This is a genomic window from Croceicoccus pelagius (genome assembly GCF_001661915.1).
In the GTDB taxonomy this organism is placed as follows: Bacteria; Pseudomonadota; Alphaproteobacteria; order Sphingomonadales; family Sphingomonadaceae; genus Croceicoccus; species Croceicoccus pelagius.
On the sequence record NZ_LYWY01000038.1, the window covers coordinates 7,501 to 24,010 of the forward strand.

13 protein-coding genes (1 of these 13 cut by a window edge) are annotated in these 16,510 nt (G+C 63.2%); 2 read left to right on the forward strand and 11 right to left on the reverse strand.

Going from position 1 to position 16,510, the window contains the following annotated elements:
- The 3 genes in view from A9D15_RS11275 to A9D15_RS11285 are tightly spaced (at most 17 nt apart) and all read right to left on the reverse strand, a layout consistent with a single transcriptional unit that may run on beyond the window.
- On the reverse strand, positions 1-835 hold the beginning of the coding sequence (locus A9D15_RS11275) for an acyl-CoA dehydrogenase C-terminal domain-containing protein (protein WP_066765084.1). Its footprint begins 956 nt before the window's first position; only the first 835 of its 1,791 coding nucleotides appear in the window; its start codon is at positions 833-835; its stop codon lies off the left edge, out of view.
- Between the two features lie 17 nt (positions 836-852).
- Entirely contained in the window at positions 853-3,180 is a 2,328-nt protein-coding gene (locus tag A9D15_RS11280) for a 3-hydroxyacyl-CoA dehydrogenase/enoyl-CoA hydratase family protein (protein ID WP_066765086.1), read from the reverse strand.
- Positions 3,180-4,313 (reverse strand): thiolase family protein, encoded by a 1,134-nt coding sequence (locus A9D15_RS11285; RefSeq protein ID WP_066765088.1) that lies wholly within the window; start codon positions 4,311-4,313, stop codon positions 3,180-3,182. Before A9D15_RS11285 ends, A9D15_RS11280 begins: the two co-directional genes overlap by 1 nt.
- Before the next feature lie 212 nt (positions 4,314-4,525).
- Between A9D15_RS11285 and A9D15_RS11290 the strand changes: the two genes are divergently transcribed.
- Entirely contained in the window at positions 4,526-4,939 is a 414-nt protein-coding gene (locus A9D15_RS11290) for a MerR family transcriptional regulator (protein WP_082924437.1), read from the forward strand.
- A gap of 24 nt (positions 4,940-4,963) precedes the next feature.
- Here the strand turns inward: A9D15_RS11290 and A9D15_RS11295 are convergent, their stop codons facing one another.
- Positions 4,964-6,787, reverse strand: coding sequence for a DEAD/DEAH box helicase (locus tag A9D15_RS11295; protein ID WP_066765114.1), 1,824 nt, complete (start codon positions 6,785-6,787; stop codon positions 4,964-4,966).
- 335 nt (positions 6,788-7,122) lie between these two features.
- On the opposite strand from A9D15_RS11295, the gene A9D15_RS16580 reads away from it, so the two are divergent.
- Entirely contained in the window at positions 7,123-7,332 is a 210-nt protein-coding gene (locus A9D15_RS16580; protein ID WP_156521755.1) for a hypothetical protein, read from the forward strand.
- Between the two features lie 7 nt (positions 7,333-7,339).
- Here the strand turns inward: A9D15_RS16580 and A9D15_RS11300 are convergent, their stop codons facing one another.
- The 7 genes from A9D15_RS11300 to cynS all read right to left on the reverse strand — a co-directional run bounded on the left by A9D15_RS11300 (position 7,340) and on the right by cynS (position 16,486).
- Positions 7,340-8,752 (reverse strand): dihydrolipoyl dehydrogenase, encoded by a 1,413-nt coding sequence (locus A9D15_RS11300; protein WP_066765092.1) that lies wholly within the window; start codon positions 8,750-8,752, stop codon positions 7,340-7,342.
- 440 nt (positions 8,753-9,192) lie between these two features.
- Positions 9,193-9,417: a hypothetical protein gene (locus tag A9D15_RS11305; protein ID WP_066765093.1), complete on the reverse strand. Its 225-nt coding sequence runs from the start codon at positions 9,415-9,417 to the stop codon at positions 9,193-9,195.
- A gap of 80 nt (positions 9,418-9,497) precedes the next feature.
- On the reverse strand, positions 9,498-10,307 hold the full coding sequence (gene cobA, locus A9D15_RS11310) for a uroporphyrinogen-III C-methyltransferase (RefSeq protein ID WP_066765094.1): 810 nt from the start codon (positions 10,305-10,307) through the stop codon (positions 9,498-9,500).
- Positions 10,304-12,892 carry a molybdopterin-dependent oxidoreductase gene (locus A9D15_RS11315; protein WP_066765096.1) on the reverse strand — a complete coding sequence of 863 codons (2,589 nt, stop codon included), beginning with the start codon at positions 12,890-12,892 and terminating at the stop codon, positions 10,304-10,306. The genes cobA and A9D15_RS11315 overlap by 4 nt, the downstream gene beginning before the upstream one ends.
- A gap of 10 nt (positions 12,893-12,902) precedes the next feature.
- Positions 12,903-13,295, reverse strand: a complete 393-nt coding sequence (gene nirD / locus A9D15_RS11320; RefSeq protein ID WP_066765098.1) for a nitrite reductase small subunit NirD — start codon at positions 13,293-13,295, stop codon at positions 12,903-12,905.
- A gap of 1 nt (position 13,296) precedes the next feature.
- Positions 13,297-15,783, reverse strand: coding sequence for a nitrite reductase large subunit NirB (nirB, locus tag A9D15_RS11325; RefSeq protein ID WP_066765099.1), 2,487 nt, complete (start codon positions 15,781-15,783; stop codon positions 13,297-13,299).
- Positions 15,784-16,042: 259 nt separating this feature from the next.
- The gene (cynS, locus tag A9D15_RS11330) at positions 16,043-16,486 is read right to left on the reverse strand and encodes a cyanase (protein ID WP_216634392.1); all 444 of its coding nucleotides are present in this window, start codon (positions 16,484-16,486) and stop codon (positions 16,043-16,045) included.
- Positions 16,487-16,510: the final 24 nt, after the last annotated feature.

The window sequence follows — 16,510 nt, forward strand, 5'->3', positions numbered from 1 at the left end:
CGCCGACCAGCCAGCCCGTCGATTCCTCGAACAGCATCTGGCAGGTGGCCGAGGCCTTGATGCCCATCTTATGCTCGATCGCAGGGCAGGAAACGCCATTGGACGGACCGGGCGTGCCGTCGTCCTTGGGAATGTATTTCGGCACGACGAAGAGCGAAATGCCCTTCACCCCTTCGGGCGCATCGGGAAGCCGCGCGAGGACGAGATGGATGATGTTGTCGGTCAGGTCATGCTCGCCAGCCGAGATGAAGATCTTCGAACCAGACACCTTGTATGTGCCGTCGCCCGCCGGAACCGCTCGCGTCCGCAGCAGGCCAAGATCGGTGCCGCAGTGCGGTTCGGTAAGGCACATAGTGCCCGACCATTCGCCGCTGACCATCTTGGGCAGGTAGGTGTTCTTGAGATCATCGGTTGCGTGCTTGGCGATCGCGCCGACGCCGCCGTGGGTGAGGCCCGGATACATGCCGAACGACAGGTTGGTCGAACAGGTCATTTCCTCGACCAGCTTGCTCAGCCTTTCGGGAAGCCCCTGCCCGCCCCATTCGGGATCGGACGACAGCGCGGCCCAGCCATCCTGCGTAAACTGGTCGTAAGCTTCCTTGAACCCTGCCGGCGTGCGCACAACGCCGTTTTCGTGGTGGCAGCCTTCCTCGTCGCCCGAACGGTTGAGCGGGAGCAGGACTTCCTGGCTGAACTTCGCCGCCTGTTCGAGGACCGCGTTCATGAGGTCGGAATCGAATTCCTTCAGCGCGGGAATGTCGCCAAACCCGTCGTCGTGCCAGAGCTCTTCCAACACGAAACGCATGTCGCGCAGCGGTGCTTCATAGACTTGCATCGATCGTGCCTTTCAAATCAGTTGCGCAGCGGCTTGCCGGTTTCGAGCATATGCTCGACCCGGGCCTGGCTGCGCGGATTGCGGACCAGCGCCATGAACGCCTCGCGCTCAAGCTCCAGCATCTGCTGTTCGGTCAGCGTGTCGGCCGCATCGGTATCGCCGCCGGTAAGCACTGTGGCGAGGTGCGAGGAAACGACGCCGTCATAATCGGTCGCCTTGCCCTGCGCCTGGAACCCCTCGACCGCGAGTTCGAGCGCGACCTTGCCGGTCGGTCCCGGCAAGTTGAACGTCGGCGCCTCGGGCGAGGAATAGCCTTCGACCATGGAAAGCGCGCGCTGCTTGGCATCGGCCAGCAGCCGGTCTCGGTTCATGCTGACGCCGTCGTCCTTGCGCAAGAAGCCGAGCTCCTTCGCCTCTGCCGCGGATTTTGCCACCGTCGCAGTCGAGACGATCTCGAACACCTTGGCGACCGGAGGCATCGGCCCCTTGGGCAGGCCGGGCATGTCGCGCCAGCGTGCCAGCATCTCGCCGCAGCCGCCCCAGCCGGGGATCAGGCCGACGCCGCATTCGACAAGGCCGATGTAGCTTTCGGCATGCGCTTGCACCGCGTCGCAGTGGAGCAGGATCTCGCATCCGCCGCCCAGCGCCATACCCGAAGGCGCGCCGACGACGGGGAACGGCGCGTACTTAAGCGCCTTGTAGGCTTCCTGCCCGCCGGCGACGAGTTTCTCGATCTCGCCCCACGCCGCGATGTTCACCGCGAACAGGGCAAGGCCGAGGTTCGCCCCGGTCGAGAACTGGCTGCCCTCGTTATAGACAACCATGGCCTTGTACTTCTCGGCCACCAGCGGGATCGCCTTGCCGATCAGCTTCATGACCTCGCCGTCGAGCGCGTTCATCTTGCCTGTGAATTCGAGGCAGACGACACCGTCGCCCACGTCCCAGAGCGCGGCCGATGCATTCTTCATCAGCGGCTGAGACGAAAGTTTCACGTCGGCGAGCAGCTCGACGCCTTCGGGGCGCGCGACATCGTAGTACTCGCCGTCAAGGTCGAGATACTGACGCTTCCCGCCTTCGATACGGTAGAAAGTCCGGTCGCCAGCCGTCTCGAGGATCGACGGGACGGGCGCGCCGTCGGCCCTCAAACGCTCGACCAGCGTCGCCGCGCCGATCCGGTCGATCAGTTCGAAGGGGCCGTACTTCCAGTTATAGCCAAGCTTCATCGCCTCATCGATGGCGACGATGTCATCAGCAGCCTCGGGAACGAGGCTGGCTGCATAGGACAGGGTCTGACCAAGGATCGCCCAGGCATAGGCGCCGAACTTGTCGTCCGAGGCGATCAGCGCGCCAAGATCGCCGCTTTTCACCGCGCGCGGCAGCGAGGCGGGCTTCACGCTCTTGCGATAGTGGCCCGAGGACAGGTCGACCGCTTCCTTCAGCTTTTGCCCGCCTTCGCGGTTTAGGCGATAGAAGCCGCCCTTCCCCTTCCGGCCGGTATAGCCTTCAGCAATCATCTTGTTGATCAGCGGGATGTCGCGCGCGATCGCCTGATAGGGATCGTCCTTCGGCAGGGTGGAGGTCAGGCTTTCCTGCAGATAGGGCATCAGGTCCACGCCAACGAGATCGACAAGCCCGAAAACACCGGTCTTGGGCACGCCCATCGGACGGCCCGCAATGGCGTCGGCTTCCTCGACCGTCAGGCCAAGGTCCATCGCCGCATTGATCGCCGCCTGGATCCAGAGCGTACCGATGCGGTTCGCGATGAAGCCGGGGGTGTCCTTGGCATCGACCACGGTCTTGCCCAAAACGCGATCCGCGAAATCGCGGATGCGGGCGGCGAGATCCATGTCCGTCGCCGGACCGGTGACCAGCTCCAGCAGCCGCATGTAGCGCGGGGGGTTGAAAAAGTGGGTGATGAAGAAGTCGCTCTTGAACGCGTCCGAGCGACCTTCGACGAGGTTTTCGAGCGGAATGGTCGAAGTGTTGGATGTTACCGCCGTGCCGGGCGTGCGGACCTTTTCGAGTTTTTCGTAAAGCGATTGCTTCAAGGAGAGCTTTTCGACGATCGCCTCGATTACCCAGTCGCATTCGGCGACCTTGTCGAGATGATCCTCGATATTGCCGGTTTCGACCAGCTTGGCCGCGCGGTTCGACATGAACGGCGCGGGATCGGCCTTGAGCATGCGCTTTACCGCACCTTCGGCGACCGAATTGCGGTCGTTCTCGTCGCGCACGATGTCGAGCAGGAGGACCGGCACGCCGCCGTTGGCGACCTGTGCCGCGATCCCCGCGCCCATCGTGCCCGCGCCGATGACGCAGACCTTCTTGACGGGAGCCACACTCATCACACTGCCTCCAGGACCGTGGCGATACCCTGACCGCCGCCGATGCACTGCGTGGCAAGCGCGTACTTGCCCCCTTCGCGCTGCAGCAACTGCGCCGCCTTGCCCGTGATACGCGCGCCGGTCGCGCCCAGCGGGTGCCCGATGGCAAGCGCGCCGCCGTCGATATTTACCTTCGCTTCGTCGAGACCGAGGTCGCGGATGACGGCGATCGACTGGCTGGCAAAAGCCTCGTTGAGTTCTACCACGTCGAGATCGGCAGCGGTGATGCCCGCACGCTCCATCGCCTTGCGCGATGCGCCTATGGGACCAATGCCCATGATCTCCGGCTTGCAGCCCGACACCGCAACCGAGCGGACCTTGGCCATGACCTTGAGGCCATTGGCCGCCGCATAGTCGGCGCTAGTGACCAGAACGGCGGTAGCACCATCGGTCAGCGGCGAGGACGTGCCCGCCGTGACAGTACCGTTCGCATCGAAAGCGGTCTTCAGACTGGCGAGCGTTTCCGAAGTCGTTTCGGGACGCGGCGTGCCATCGGCCTCGACCATGCCTTTGCCGGTGTCGATGGCAACGATCTCGTCGGCAAGCTTGCCTGCAGCGACCGCAGCGGCGGTCTTCTGCTGGCTGCGAACGGCGAAGGCTTCCTGCTCCTCGCGGCCGATGTTCCATTCCTTCGCGACATTCTCTGCCGTCGTGCCCATCGACATGTAGGCCGCCGTTGCCTTGGCCAATTCCGGGTTGGGCATGGGGTTGAAGCCCATCATCGGCACCCGGCTCATCGATTCGACGCCGCCGCAGATGAAGGCATCACCCGCGCCCATCGCGATCTGGCCGGCGGCATAATGGATCGAACTCATCGACGAACCGCAGAACCGGTTCAACGTCATGCCCGCCACCGACTGCGGCAAACCGGCCAGCAAGCCGACAAGACGCGCAATATTGAAGCCCTGCTCCCCTTCCGGGAAAGCACAGCCGAGCAGGAGATCTTCAAGATCCTCCGCCTTCACGCCCGTACGGTCGACAAGCGCGCGCACGACCTGCGCGGCCATGTCGTCGGGACGGACCCGGGCGAGAGCGCCCTTGCCAGCGAGATGGAAAGGCGAACGGGCATAACCCGCGATGACGATGTCGTTCATGGAAATCCTGTCTCTCCGAAACGTCGATGGGGCGGCTATGAGCCACGTTATATCCTAATAGTAAAATGCTTGCCCTATACGTCAACCATATTCTGGGGTACACGCGACAAGGCGTCCCGGAATTGACGCGGGTTGCGGTTTGCGCTTTTGAACGCGCACGGCCGCATACGTATCCGGGATGGACAAGAGCCGAGAGAAAACACTTCGTGAGGATGTTCTTGAACCCGATGGACGACCATGACCCCGGCCCGACGCACAAGGGCATTCAGGAACTCGCCGAAATGCTCGGCGTCACACAGCGCACTTTGCGATTTTACGAAGACAACGGGCTGATCAGCCCCCAGCGCGTCAGTGGCACGCGCATCTATTCGCGCCGCGACGTGGGGCGCATGCAGCTGATCCTGCGCGGCAAGCGGCTGGGATTCAGCATTCGCGAGATCCGCGAGTTTCTGGATCTGTATGACAGCGATCCGACGCAGCACGGGCAGATGGATCACCTGCTGTCCCGCGTGCGCGCAAAGATCAGCGACCTTCGGGCACAGCAGGTCGCACTGGAAAAAACGATCGCAGAGCTTCTGCAGATCGAGGCCGAAGCTGCAGAAAAGCTGGCCAAGGACGAGAATTGAGCCCTCGCCCCTCAGGGCCAGGTCTTAGGCCGGACGCCCCTTGTTGCCCTTCGGCTTGAACTTGCCGCCGGGTTTTCCCTTGCCCCCGAACGGCTTTCCCTTGCCGTCCTTTGCCTTGCCATAGGGCTTGCCATGCGGCTTGCCGTGAGGCTGGCCCTGAGACGGACCAGACCGGTTCGGCTTTGCACGATGTACCATCGGCCTGGCAGGCTTGCCGCCGTGACCGCCAGCAGCCTCCCGCGGGCCCTCCGACGGTTCGATGTTCACGATGCCGCGGTCGTCGTCCTCGGTCGCAGTACGCAGCAAAGTCGCGGCGAACTTGTCGGCAATGGCGGTCGGCACCTGGAAGTGCGTTTCATACTGTCCGATGCGGATCGCACCGACTTCGGCGCGCGTAATGTGACCGCGGCGACAGAGCAGCGGCAGGATCCAGCGCGGGTCGGCGTTCTGGCGGCGGCCGATGTCCATGCGGAACCACTGCACGTCCTCGAAACCGGGGCGATGGCGTTCCTTCTGCGCCTCACGGCGGGCTTCGGGCGTGTTTTCGATCAGCTCTTCGGGTTCGGGTAGCTTAGCGCGGAACGAGCGGACCAGCGCGGCGGCCACGTCCTGGGGCGAACGCTCGGCCAGAAGCCGCTCGGCAAGCTTGCGGTCTTCTTCGTCGAACTCGGTCGGCTGCAAAAGTGCACCCAGAAGGCGTTCGCGGTCCTGTGCCCGGATCGCGTCGCGCGAAGGCGCCTCGATCCAGTCGGCCTCGATCTTGGCGCCGCGCAGCATGCTTTCGACACGGCGGCGGCGCGGATAGGGAACGATGATGACAGCGGTGCCCTTCTTGCCCGCACGGCCGGTGCGGCCCGAACGGTGCTGAAGCGTTTCCGCGTCGCGGGGAATTTCGACATGGACGACAAGGCTTAGCGAAGGCAGGTCGATACCGCGCGCGGCGACGTCCGTCGCGACGCATACCCGGGCGCGACGATCACGCAGAGCCTGAAGCGCGTGATTGCGTTCCGATTGCGAATGTTCACCCGACAAGGCGACAACGGCAAAACCACGCTCCTGAAGCGTCGCGTGCAGGCGGCGGACATTGTCGCGCGTCGCGCAGAACAGAATCGCCGTTTCCGCTTCGTGAAAGCGCAGCAGGTTCACGACCGCCGCCTCGATCTCGGAAGGCGAGACGGTGACGGCCTGGTAGGTAATGTCGCCATGACCACGCTCGTCACCCACGGTCGAGATGCGCAGCGCGTCATGCTGATAGCGGCGGGCCAGTGCCTCGATCGGCTTGGGCATCGTGGCAGAAAAAAGCAGCGTGCGGCGATTGTCCGGCGTCGCGTCGAGAATCTCCTCGAGATCCTCGCGGAAGCCCATGTCGAGCATCTCGTCCGCTTCGTCGAGGACGGCAACGCGCAACGCAGAGAGGTCGAGCGCGCCGCGTTCCAGATGGTCGCGCAAACGGCCCGGCGTACCGACCACGATATGCGCGCCGCGCTGCAGATTGCGGCGTTCCTTCGACGGGTCCATCCCGCCGACGCACGTCGCGATCCAAGCACCCGCCTGCTTGTAAAGCCAAGTAAGTTCGCGGCTGACCTGCAGTGCCAATTCACGTGTCGGCGCAATCACGAGCGCAAGCGGCGCACTGGAATGCGGAAGCTGTTCGTCACCGCGCAGCAGCGTTTCGGCGAATGCGAGGCCGAAGGCGACGGTCTTGCCCGAGCCGGTCTGCGCCGACACGACGAGGTCGCGGCCAGCCGCTTCGGGCGCGACGACGGCAGACTGAACCGCGGTCAGCGCGGTGTATCCGCGCTCTTCAATCGCATTGGCCAGGATGGGGGGAAGGTTCGAAAAAGGCATCATGATCTCGAAAAAGCAGGCCACGCCGCACATGCGACGGACCGGGGGAAACGCGTCTGGAATTCAAAAGTGCGATCGGTCCTGTCTGCCGGGCCAGCCGGCTGCGCGGACGATCGGGTCTAAACCCAAGTTGCGGGCCCCATACAGACAAACGAGGCGTTTGGCTTGCATTCTTTTTGCGTCGGCCGTCATTACCCCCGTGTTTACCGCCGCCTCTGCTTGTCTCGCGGATGCGGTACCGGAACGAAATCCGCAGAAATCCGTTGGTTTCAAAACGAGGTCGCGCTCGTCACGGACAACGGAATTTCACTTTGACAGGACAGACCCCGGATCTCTTGGAGACCATCACGGACGCTTTAGGTGACACTGTAATCAGACTACTCGCAAGGCACGTCGGCTTCGGCCCGGACGCTATTGCCGCGCGTGACGAAGTGCAGGCAATGTTCTTCACGCTGGCGCGCTATTCCGAAGGCGAGGGCCGCTCGGACGTCGCAAAGCGCCTGGCCGCTTATGGAACCGCATCGCTGAAAGGCGCGCAGCACTAACCGACATTCATGCGCCCGAGGGCGCGCCGCTGTCCCGGTCCTGCGGAAGCGGGATCGGTGTCGCCGCGCAGATCGTGCGCAGTGCGGACTTGAGCCCTTCCTCGATCGTCGGATGATAGAACGGCAGTTCGAGCATCGCGCTTGCTGTCGTCCCCGTCTCGATGGCCCACGCCAGAAGATGCGCCAGGTGTTCACCAGCCGGAGCGCAAAGGTCGGCGCCGATCAGGCGGCCATCCGGTGCGGCGGCATAGAGTGTCAGCGTGCCGCGATTACGACCTTCGACCCGGGCGCGGCCCTGATCGCCGAAATCTACGGTCCCGGTAACCGCGCCGTCTTCTTCCGAATTGCCGATGCTCGCCGTGGGCGGATCGGTGAAAGTGATACTGAAGGACACGTTCCGCGAGGTCTTGATCCGGGCTGGCAGAGCCGCAGCGTTGCGCCCGGCAATCGCGCCGTCGTGCGATGCTTCGTGAAGCAGCGGAATGTCCGCAGCGACATCGCCGGCAATGAATACCGCGCTATCCCCGCATCGCATCGTCGCGCGGTCATGACAGGGTACGCCATGATCGTCGCAGGCAAGGTCCGCTTTATCGAGATCGAGACCGTCGAGGTACGGCGGCCTGCCGAGCGCTGCGAGCACGAGGTCGAACTCCGCCTCCCCGCTTTCACTTCCGCTCCACCGGATCGTCACCGCATCGCCTGTTTTCTCCGGCTCCACATCGCAGCCAAGGTGCAGGCTCAAATCGCTCTCGATGACCTTGCGCAACGTTTCGTGCACCCGCTTGCAGCGCACTTTCCCGATTTCGTCGGACTTGTCGAACAATGAGACTTCCACGCCCAGCCGCGCAAATGCCTGCGACAGTTCGAGGCCGATCGGTCCCGCGCCCACGACCGCAAGCCTGCGCGGCAGGTCCTCCAGTTCAAAGATCGTCTCGTGCGTTTTGACCAGATCGCCGAGTGCCTCGAATGCAGGAGGCATCACCGGCTTCGCACCTGTCGCGATGATGATCGCGTTGGCCTGGACCTCACGCCCGTCATACAGGCCGAGACGCGCGGGACCAAGAAAGCGTGCGCGAGACTTGATAAGAATCTCATCGGGCAATTCTGCGATCGATTCACGCGTAAGCCGTGCAAAACGATCGCGCTCCGAACGTAGGCGGTCCATTACCGTAGGCCCGTCGATCCGGACATCTCCTACACTGATGCCGAACATTTCCGCCTTGCGGACACGATGTGCCTCCTTGGCAGCGGCGATGAGCAGCTTGGACGGCATGCATCCCGTATTGGCGCAAAGCGTGCCATCGAAATAGGGATCGATCAGGAGAGTGCTGGCCCCGTTAGCGCGTGCCGAACGCTCGGCAGCGATCCCGGCGGTTCCCGCACCGATGATGGCGACATCGCAGCGCAGAACATCAGTCATGCGCGGTTGTTGTTGAATTCAGGGGAAAGTGCATCGGAAAAGCGGCCAGTTCTGCCAGAGGATGGGGGCGTCCCTCATCAAAGCGGCAGAACCGCGCTTGTTCCGAAACAAAAGCGTTCTTCCATTCCCACACGGAAACCTGCGGGATTACGCCTCGGCTTTGACGAGAATGTCTTTCCAGTAACTAGAACCAAGCCGGATCACGCAGCCGATATGAGGCCTGTCTTCCTGGCTTCCTGCGCTGATGACAGCAAAGATTCTCCAGTTCCTGCCATCACAATCCGCAGAATTCCTCGGGCCCATGTCTCAAAGCGCTTCTTTCTCGCTTGTTTACCCCAGAAGCAGTTAGTCGACTGACTTGTTCGGCGTTGGCCATATCGAATAGCCGCAATGGATGGAACGCGGACCATGTAACTACGAAGCTAGTTCCCGCATCTTGGTTATTTCATCGTTCTGCGTAAGATCGTGAAGACGGCAGACGCAACGAACGCAAAGAGCAAAGCGATGCCGACCTTCCCGAACATGTTTTCGTAGAAGCCTTCCGGGCGCTTGAACTTCTCCGCCAGTTCAGGGGATTGAACCACGAAAATCATGAAAATCGCGATGCCGACGAGAAGCGACAGCATGATCGGTCCTATCGGTCCCTTGATCTTGCCCTTCGCCATTGCCTGATAACTCCCGGTGAATACTCTTCCCTCAACATGAACATATTCCCGAAAGTTCGCAATCTGGCCGATTCCAGACGTTAACGGTGTTCAGGGAAGCACCTGAAAGCTGGCGTTCCTTCAGCAAGTCTTTGCGGCGGGCCGCAGAAACTAGACGTGGCACTTTCTCCCAGCGCATGGCCGATCAAAATTATTGCTGGCTTATCTGTCAGGGCCGCGTTGGCGGTCAGACCCAACAGATCGAGACGAGTGACGATACGTGTGCCATTACCAAGGCTGGCATTCTCGACCAATGCAACCGGCGTATCTACTGGCAGCCCGGCCTCGATCAATTTGCGGGACACAGTCGGCGCGGCTGCCTTGCCCATATATACAGCGAGCGTCGCATCCTGATCGGCGAGGCTTTTCCAATCGAGATCCAGCGTAGCCCCATTTTTTGAGTGCGCGGTGATGAAGACCAACTTCCGGGCCAGTCCACGCAACGTCAGCGACACACCAAGATCAGCAGCCGCGGCGCTGGCCGCGGTAATGCCGGGGCAGATCGAGACGCGGATACCCTCGGCGCGGCAGGCTTGGAGTTCCTCGTTAGCGCGGGCGAAGATCGCGGGGTCGCCGCCCTTAAGGCGCACGACCTTATCGCCGGAAAGCGCGGCTTCGACGATCAGGCGGTCTATCGAGGCCTGGTCCTTGGAATGGCGGCCCGAACGCTTGCCGACAGCCTCCATCCGAACATGGGGCGGGATCAGCGCAAGGACGCCCTCGCCCACCAGCGCGTCATAGAAGACGACCGTGGCTTCGCGGATCAGGCGCTCTGCCTTGCGGGTCAAGAGGTCGGGATCGCCGGGGCCTGCGCCCACCAGCCACACATCTCCGAAATCGAACTGGGTCATTCCGCAGCCTCCGCCATGTTGGTGTCACGCAGGATTTCGGCCAACTGCGGACGACAGCTGCCGCAGTTGGTCCCGGCATTGAGAGCCTTGCCGATGGCCATCACGCTCGACAGGCGCTGGTCGGCGATGGCGGCAAGAATGGTGTTCAAGCCAATGTCGAAGCACACGCAGACTTGTGGGCCGGGGTCGGGCAGCGACTCTGCCGGACGCGCGGCCAGCAGTTCGGCGGTGGTCACGTCGCGGTCGCCCAGTTGCGCTGCGATCCATTCGCGCGACGGCAGGTCGCCGCTGCAGGTCACGAACAGCGCCGCCGAAAGGCGGCCATCGTCGTCGAGCGAGGCAACGCGCTTCATGCCGCGGCGGACGTCTTCGGCCTCCATGTAGCGTCCGCCGGGCATGAGCGCGTCGACCGGTGCCTCGCCCAACCCTGCAAGTTCGACCAGCCAGCCTTTCTCCTGCCGCGCCTTCGTCCAGTAGAGGCAGTCAGGAAGGTCCGGCTCGGTGGCTGAAACCAGAAACGCGCGCCAGTCGGGCGTCACTGCCTCTATCGCTGCACCGCAGTCCTTGAAGCCGGGCTGGCCGGACACGGGATCAACATGGGGCGCGGTCAGCCGGTTGCTGCGCCCGCCGCTCGACAACAGGTCGGTCCAGTGCATGGGCGAGAAGATCGTGCCCCTGGCCTGCCCGTCGGTCACCTTTGCGCGCAGCACGGTGCTTCCGCGCGGGGTCGAGATGCGGGCAAGGCCGCCGTCGGTGATGCCAAAACTTTCCGCATCGGCGGGATGGATTTCGACCAGCGGCTCGCTGCGGTGGCGGACAAGGCGGGCGGAAAGCCCGGTCCGCGTCATCGTGTGCCACTGGTCGCGATACCGTCCGGTGTTGAGCCGCAGCGGGAACGCAGGGTCGGTTTCCACGGCGGCCAGCGGTGCAACGTCAATCAGGCGCGCACGGCGGTCGGGAAAGGAGAAACCGGTTTCGAGCAGCGGGTCCGCCCCGCCCCAGCGGAACGGCTCCATTGCATCATACTCATCGTCGCGCAGCTGCGCCTTGTCAGTGAGGTCGAGCTGCAGGCGGCGCTGCTTGGACAGCAGCGTCATCGCCGTATATTCGCGGAAGACGCTCGCTACGCTCTGCCAGCCGAAAGCATCACCAAAACCCATCGCGGCGGCGACGTCGGCGATGATCTTCCAGTCTGCCCGCGCTTCGCCGGCGGCTGGCAGGAAGGCGCGCTGGCGGCTGACCATGCGTTCGGAATTGGTGACCGTCCCGTCCTTCTCGCCCCAGCCCAGCGCGGGCAGGCGGACATGGGCCAACCGTGCGGTGTCGGTATCGGCCATGCAGTCGGAGACGACGACGAAATCGCACTTCTCCAGCGCCTCTCGAACGAAGCCTGCATCGGGCATCGAGACCGCGGGGTTCGTCGCCATGATCCAGATTGCCTTGATCCGGCCATCGTGGACGGCGCGGAACATGTCGACGGCCTTCAGGCCCGGCGTACTGCACGTCGCGGGTGCCTGCCAGAATTCGGCGACCGCACTGACCTCGTCCTCGGAAAATCCGAGATGGCACGTCAGCGTCGAGGCAAGCCCGCCCACTTCGCGCCCGCCCATGGCGTTGGGCTGTCCGGTCATCGAAAACGGCCCTGCGCCCGCCTTGCCGATGCGGCCCATGGCGAGGTGCAGGTTGATGATCGCATTGCCCTTGTCGGTCCCGCGCACCGACTGGTTCGCCCCCTGGCTGAACACTGTGACCATGCGCGGGTGCGCCGCAACCATGTCCGCCAGCGCGGCAAACGCTTCGGGCAAGTCCTCCCCGAGCGCACCGTTCAGGCCGTGCCAGAAGCCGTCGGGCACGTTGCAATGCTGCGCGACAAAGCCCTCGTCCACCTCGCCGCGCCCCTTCATTTCGGCCAGAAGCGCGCGGAACAGCGGGATGTCACCGTCGTGTGCGATCGCGACGTGGAGATCGGCCTCAGCCGCGGTCTCGGTGCGGCGCGGGTCGATGACGACGATCTTCGTGCCGCGGTCTTTCCGCGCCTTTTCGATCCGTTGCCACACGACCGGATGGCACCATGCCGTGTTCGAACCGACGAGGACGATCAGGTCCGCCTCGTCCAGATCGTCGTAAGTCACCGGTACGAAGTCCTCGCCGAAGGCACGGTTATGCGCGGCGACCGCGCTTGCCATGCAGAGGCGCGAATTGGTGTCGATGTTGCCGCTGCCGATGAAGCCTTTCATGAGCTTGTTCGCTACGTAATAGTCCTCGGTCAGCAACTGGCCCGAGACATAGAACGCGACGCTGTCCGGCCCATGCTCGGCAATCGTGTCGGCGAAGGTCTTGGCGACGAAGCGCGTCGCCTCGTCCCAGTTTGCCCGGCGATTGCCGATGAAGGGGGCGGTCAGCCTTCCTTCCAGCCCGACCGTGTCGCCCAGCATGGTGCCCTTGACGCAAAGCCTGCCGTGATTGGCCGGATGCACCTTGTCGCCCGAAATCGCCACGTGCCGCGCCGCCGCGTTCTCGCCGGTATCGGCGATCACGCCGCAGCCGACGCCGCAATAGGCGCAAGTGGTGGCGGTCTTCGTCATCGCGCTACGCTCAGGCCGCGGCCTTGGACGCTTTGTCGCCCGCGTCCGCGACTTGCGGGTTCAGGACGGCTTCGCGCAACAGGAAGATGCGACCACCTTCGACCTTGGTGGGAATCGTCGGCACGCAGCCGTCATCGTTACCAAGCGCGCGGCCAGTTTCGAGGCTGATGTTCCAGTTGTGCAGCGGGCATGTCACGACATTGCCGTGAACGATGCCCTGCGACAGCGGGCCCTGCTTGTGCGGGCACTTGTTGACGACGGTGAAGATCTCGCCCCGCATGGTGCGGAACACGGCCAGTTCCCCCCTGAATTGACCCGCGCGTCCCTCGACGGGAAGCGTGCGGGCCGTGCCCGGTTCGATCTGATCGACCGTGCCGACGTCGAGCCACTTACCTACAGGCATGTTATGCAACCTCCGAGATGATCTGAAGCGGGCGCACCTCGGCGAGGTGGCTGTGCAGGTCCGCGCGTTCGCCGCCGGCGCGCTGCGCCCACGGATCGTCTTGCGAGAAACGCTGTGAATTGCGGAACCGGCGGGCCAGTTCGTTGACCGTGTTGGGGTCGGAGAACAGCGCTTCCTTGAGCCAGTCCAGTCCTTTGCGCTCAATCCACGGCGCGGTACGTTCAAGGTAACGCGCATCCTCGCGGTAGAGCTGGATGAAGGCCGCGCAGTGTTCCATCGCCTCCTGCTCGGTCTCCACTTTGCAGAGCAGGTCGGTGGCGCGAACGTGGATGCCGCCATTGCCGCCGACGTGCAGTTCGTAGCCTGAATCCACGCAGACGATGCCGAAATCCTTAATCGTCGCTTCGGCGCAGTTGCGCGGGCAACCGCTCACGGCGATCTTGAACTTGTGCGGCATCCAGCTGCCCCAGGTCATCCGTTCGATCTGGACGCCGAGGCCGGTCGAATCCTGCGTGCCGAAGCGACACCATTCGCTGCCGACGCAGGTTTTCACCGTGCGCAGCGACTTGCCATAGGCGTGGCCCGAGACCATGCCGGCGGCATTCAGGTCAGCCCAGATGCCGGGCAGGTCTTCCTTCTTGATGCCGAACAGGTCGATACGCTGGCCACCGGTCACCTTGACGAGGCGGGCCTGGTACTTCTCTGCCGCGTCGGCGATGGCGCGCAGTTCCTTGGGGCTGGTGATACCGCCCCACATGCGCGGCACGACCGAATAAGTGCCGTCCTTCTGGATGTTGGCGTGGAGACGCTCGTTCACGAAGCGGCTCTTCTGGTCGTCGACATAGTCGCCGGGCCATGCGCAGAGCAGGTAGTAGTTGAGCGCCGGGCGGCACGAGGAACACCCGTCGGGCGTCGACCAGTGCAGTTCCTGCATGACCTGCGGAATCGCCTTGAGGTTCTTCTCAAGGATCAGCGCGCGCACGTCGTCATGGGTGAAGCTGGTGCACTTGCACATCGTCTTGGGGCCGGTTTCGACCGCGTCCTCGCCCAGCGTGACGGCGAGCAGGCTTTCGACAAGACCCGTGCACGACCCGCAGGAGGCCGAGGCCTTGCAGGTCGAGCGGACCGCATCGAGGCTGCGCGCGCCGTTGTTGATGCACGAGACGACCTGACCCTTCGACACGCCGTTGCAGCCGCAGATTTCTGCGTCGTCCGAAAGGGCGGCAACGGCGGCGTTAGGGTCCAGCGTGGCACCTCCGCTGGCGAAGGCCTGACCGAAGATCAGCGCCTCGCGGATGTCGGAGATGTCTTTTTCCTTCTTCAGGAGGTCGAAGTACCAGTTGCCGTCCGCCGTATCGCCGTAGAGTACGGCGCCGACAATCTTGCTGTCCTTGACCACGACGCGCTTGTAGATGCCGCGGCTGGCATCGCGCATGACGATGTCCTCGCAGTCCTCGCCGCTGGTGAAGTCACCGGCAGAGAACAGGTCGATGCCCGATACCTTCAGCTTGGTCGACGTGACCGAACCGCCGTAGCCCGAGGGCGTGTCGGTGGCATAGTCGGCAAGGCTGCGGCACATGTCCCACAGCGGCGCGACGAGGCCGTAGCAAAGCCCGCGGTGCTGGACGCATTCGCCGACGGCAAGAATGTCGGGATCGCTGGTGACCATGTGGTCGTCGACAAGAATGCCGCGCTCGACATCGAGGCCCGCCTCCTTTGCAAGGCCGGTCGCCGGACGGATGCCGGCGGCCATGACCACGATCTCGGCCGGAATGACGGTGCCGTCTTCCAGCAGGACTGCGGAAACCTTGCCGTCCTTGCCAACGATTTCCTTGGTGTTGGCGCTGGTCAGGATGGTCTGGCCGCGCTTTTCGAGTTCGGCCTTGAGCAGGTAGCCCGCCGCTTCGTCGAGCTGGCGCTCCATCAGCGTCGGCATCAGGTGGACGACGGTGACATCCATGCCGCGCAGCGAGAGGCCGTGGGCAGCCTCCAGCCCCAGCAGGCCGCCGCCGATAACCACGGCGCTACCGCCCTTTTCGGCAGCGGTCAGCATCTTGTCGACGTCGTCGAGGTCGCGGAAAGTGACCACGCCGTCGAGGTCCTTGCCCGGAACCGGAATGATGAACGGGTCCGAACCCGTGGCGATCAGCAGCGTGTCGTAGTTCTCGATCCGGCCCGAGCGCGTGATGACGTGCTTTTGCTGACGATCGATGCCGACGACGGGATCGCCCGAGACCAGCTGGATGTGGTTGTCATCGTACCAGTCCTGGCCGTTGATGACGATTTCCTCGAACGTCTTTTCGCCGGCGAGGACGGGCGAGAGCATGATGCGGTTGTAATTCACCCGCGGCTCTGCACCGAAGATCGTCACGTCGAAGCGGGTACCATCGCGCGAAAGGATCTCCTCCACTGCGCGGCAACCGGCCATGCCGTTACCAATCACGACCAGCCTTCGGCCCCGCGAAAGGACGCCGTGCGTCCCTTTCATGTCTGGTGCTATGGTCACGTTCATCCTGCCCTCATTCCAAACGCGCACGCAAAAATGCCGCCACGATCCCCGGGAAGGGTTCGGGCGGCACCGTTGCCACGCAATGTGTGATTTCATGTGCGAGAGATCACCGTTTTCTCGTCCCACCTTGGACGAGGCAATCGCTGCAATTCGATAACTGTACTCGATTCGCAGGGCTTGCGGCAAGCCGTTTTTGCATTGCAGCAAGAACGGCTTACCCAGTCGCCCTACTGTCGCCCTACCAGCTCTTGTAAGGCAGGAACTTGCCGCTCATTATCACTTGTACGCGGTCGCCCTTTTCGTGGGCGATGCGTTCGATATCCATGTCGAAGTCGATCGCGCTCATGATGCCGTCGCCGAACTTTTCCTGCACCAGTTCCTTGAACGCTTCGCCGAAGACGCCGGTGATCTCGTACCAGCGGTAAATGCACGGATCGGTCGGGACCTTCTGGGAAAAGATCTTGGTCGGGTATTCGGCCAGTACGACCGCCGCTTCCGCTGGAAGGTCGAGAAAATCGACCACCTTGCCCGCCGTATCGGGCAGTAGCGAATTCATGCCGAGACAGGCCGAGGTGCAGAACACCTCCGACAGGTCTGCCGCCGCGGCGATCTCGGCCCAATTCACGCCCTTTTCGCGCTTTGCCGCGCGGATCATGTCGGTCACATCTGCCTTGGTCATCATGTGCGTCATCCTTTCAGCCGTCGT

Excerpts from the sequence above, each read along its gene's own strand:
- A9D15_RS11290 (WP_082924437.1), top strand. The coding sequence starts at position 4,526 with ATGTTCTTGAACCCGATGGACGACCATGACCCCGGCCCGACGCACAAG.
- nirB (WP_066765099.1), bottom strand. The coding sequence starts at position 15,783 with ATGAAAGGGACGCACGGCGTCCTTTCGCGGGGCCGAAGGCTGGTCGTG.
- A9D15_RS11295 (WP_066765114.1), bottom strand. The coding sequence starts at position 6,787 with ATGCCTTTTTCGAACCTTCCCCCCATCCTGGCCAATGCGATTGAAGAG.
- A9D15_RS11305 (WP_066765093.1), bottom strand. The coding sequence starts at position 9,417 with ATGGCGAAGGGCAAGATCAAGGGACCGATAGGACCGATCATGCTGTCG.
- cobA (WP_066765094.1), bottom strand. The coding sequence starts at position 10,307 with ATGACCCAGTTCGATTTCGGAGATGTGTGGCTGGTGGGCGCAGGCCCC.
- A9D15_RS11285 (WP_066765088.1), bottom strand. The coding sequence starts at position 4,313 with ATGAACGACATCGTCATCGCGGGTTATGCCCGTTCGCCTTTCCATCTC.
- nirD (WP_066765098.1), bottom strand. The coding sequence starts at position 13,295 with ATGCCTGTAGGTAAGTGGCTCGACGTCGGCACGGTCGATCAGATCGAA.
- A9D15_RS11280 (WP_066765086.1), bottom strand. The coding sequence starts at position 3,180 with ATGAGTGTGGCTCCCGTCAAGAAGGTCTGCGTCATCGGCGCGGGCACG.
- cynS (WP_216634392.1), bottom strand. The coding sequence starts at position 16,486 with ATGATGACCAAGGCAGATGTGACCGACATGATCCGCGCGGCAAAGCGC.
- A9D15_RS11300 (WP_066765092.1), bottom strand. The coding sequence starts at position 8,752 with ATGACTGATGTTCTGCGCTGCGATGTCGCCATCATCGGTGCGGGAACC.
- A9D15_RS11315 (WP_066765096.1), bottom strand. The coding sequence starts at position 12,892 with ATGACGAAGACCGCCACCACTTGCGCCTATTGCGGCGTCGGCTGCGGC.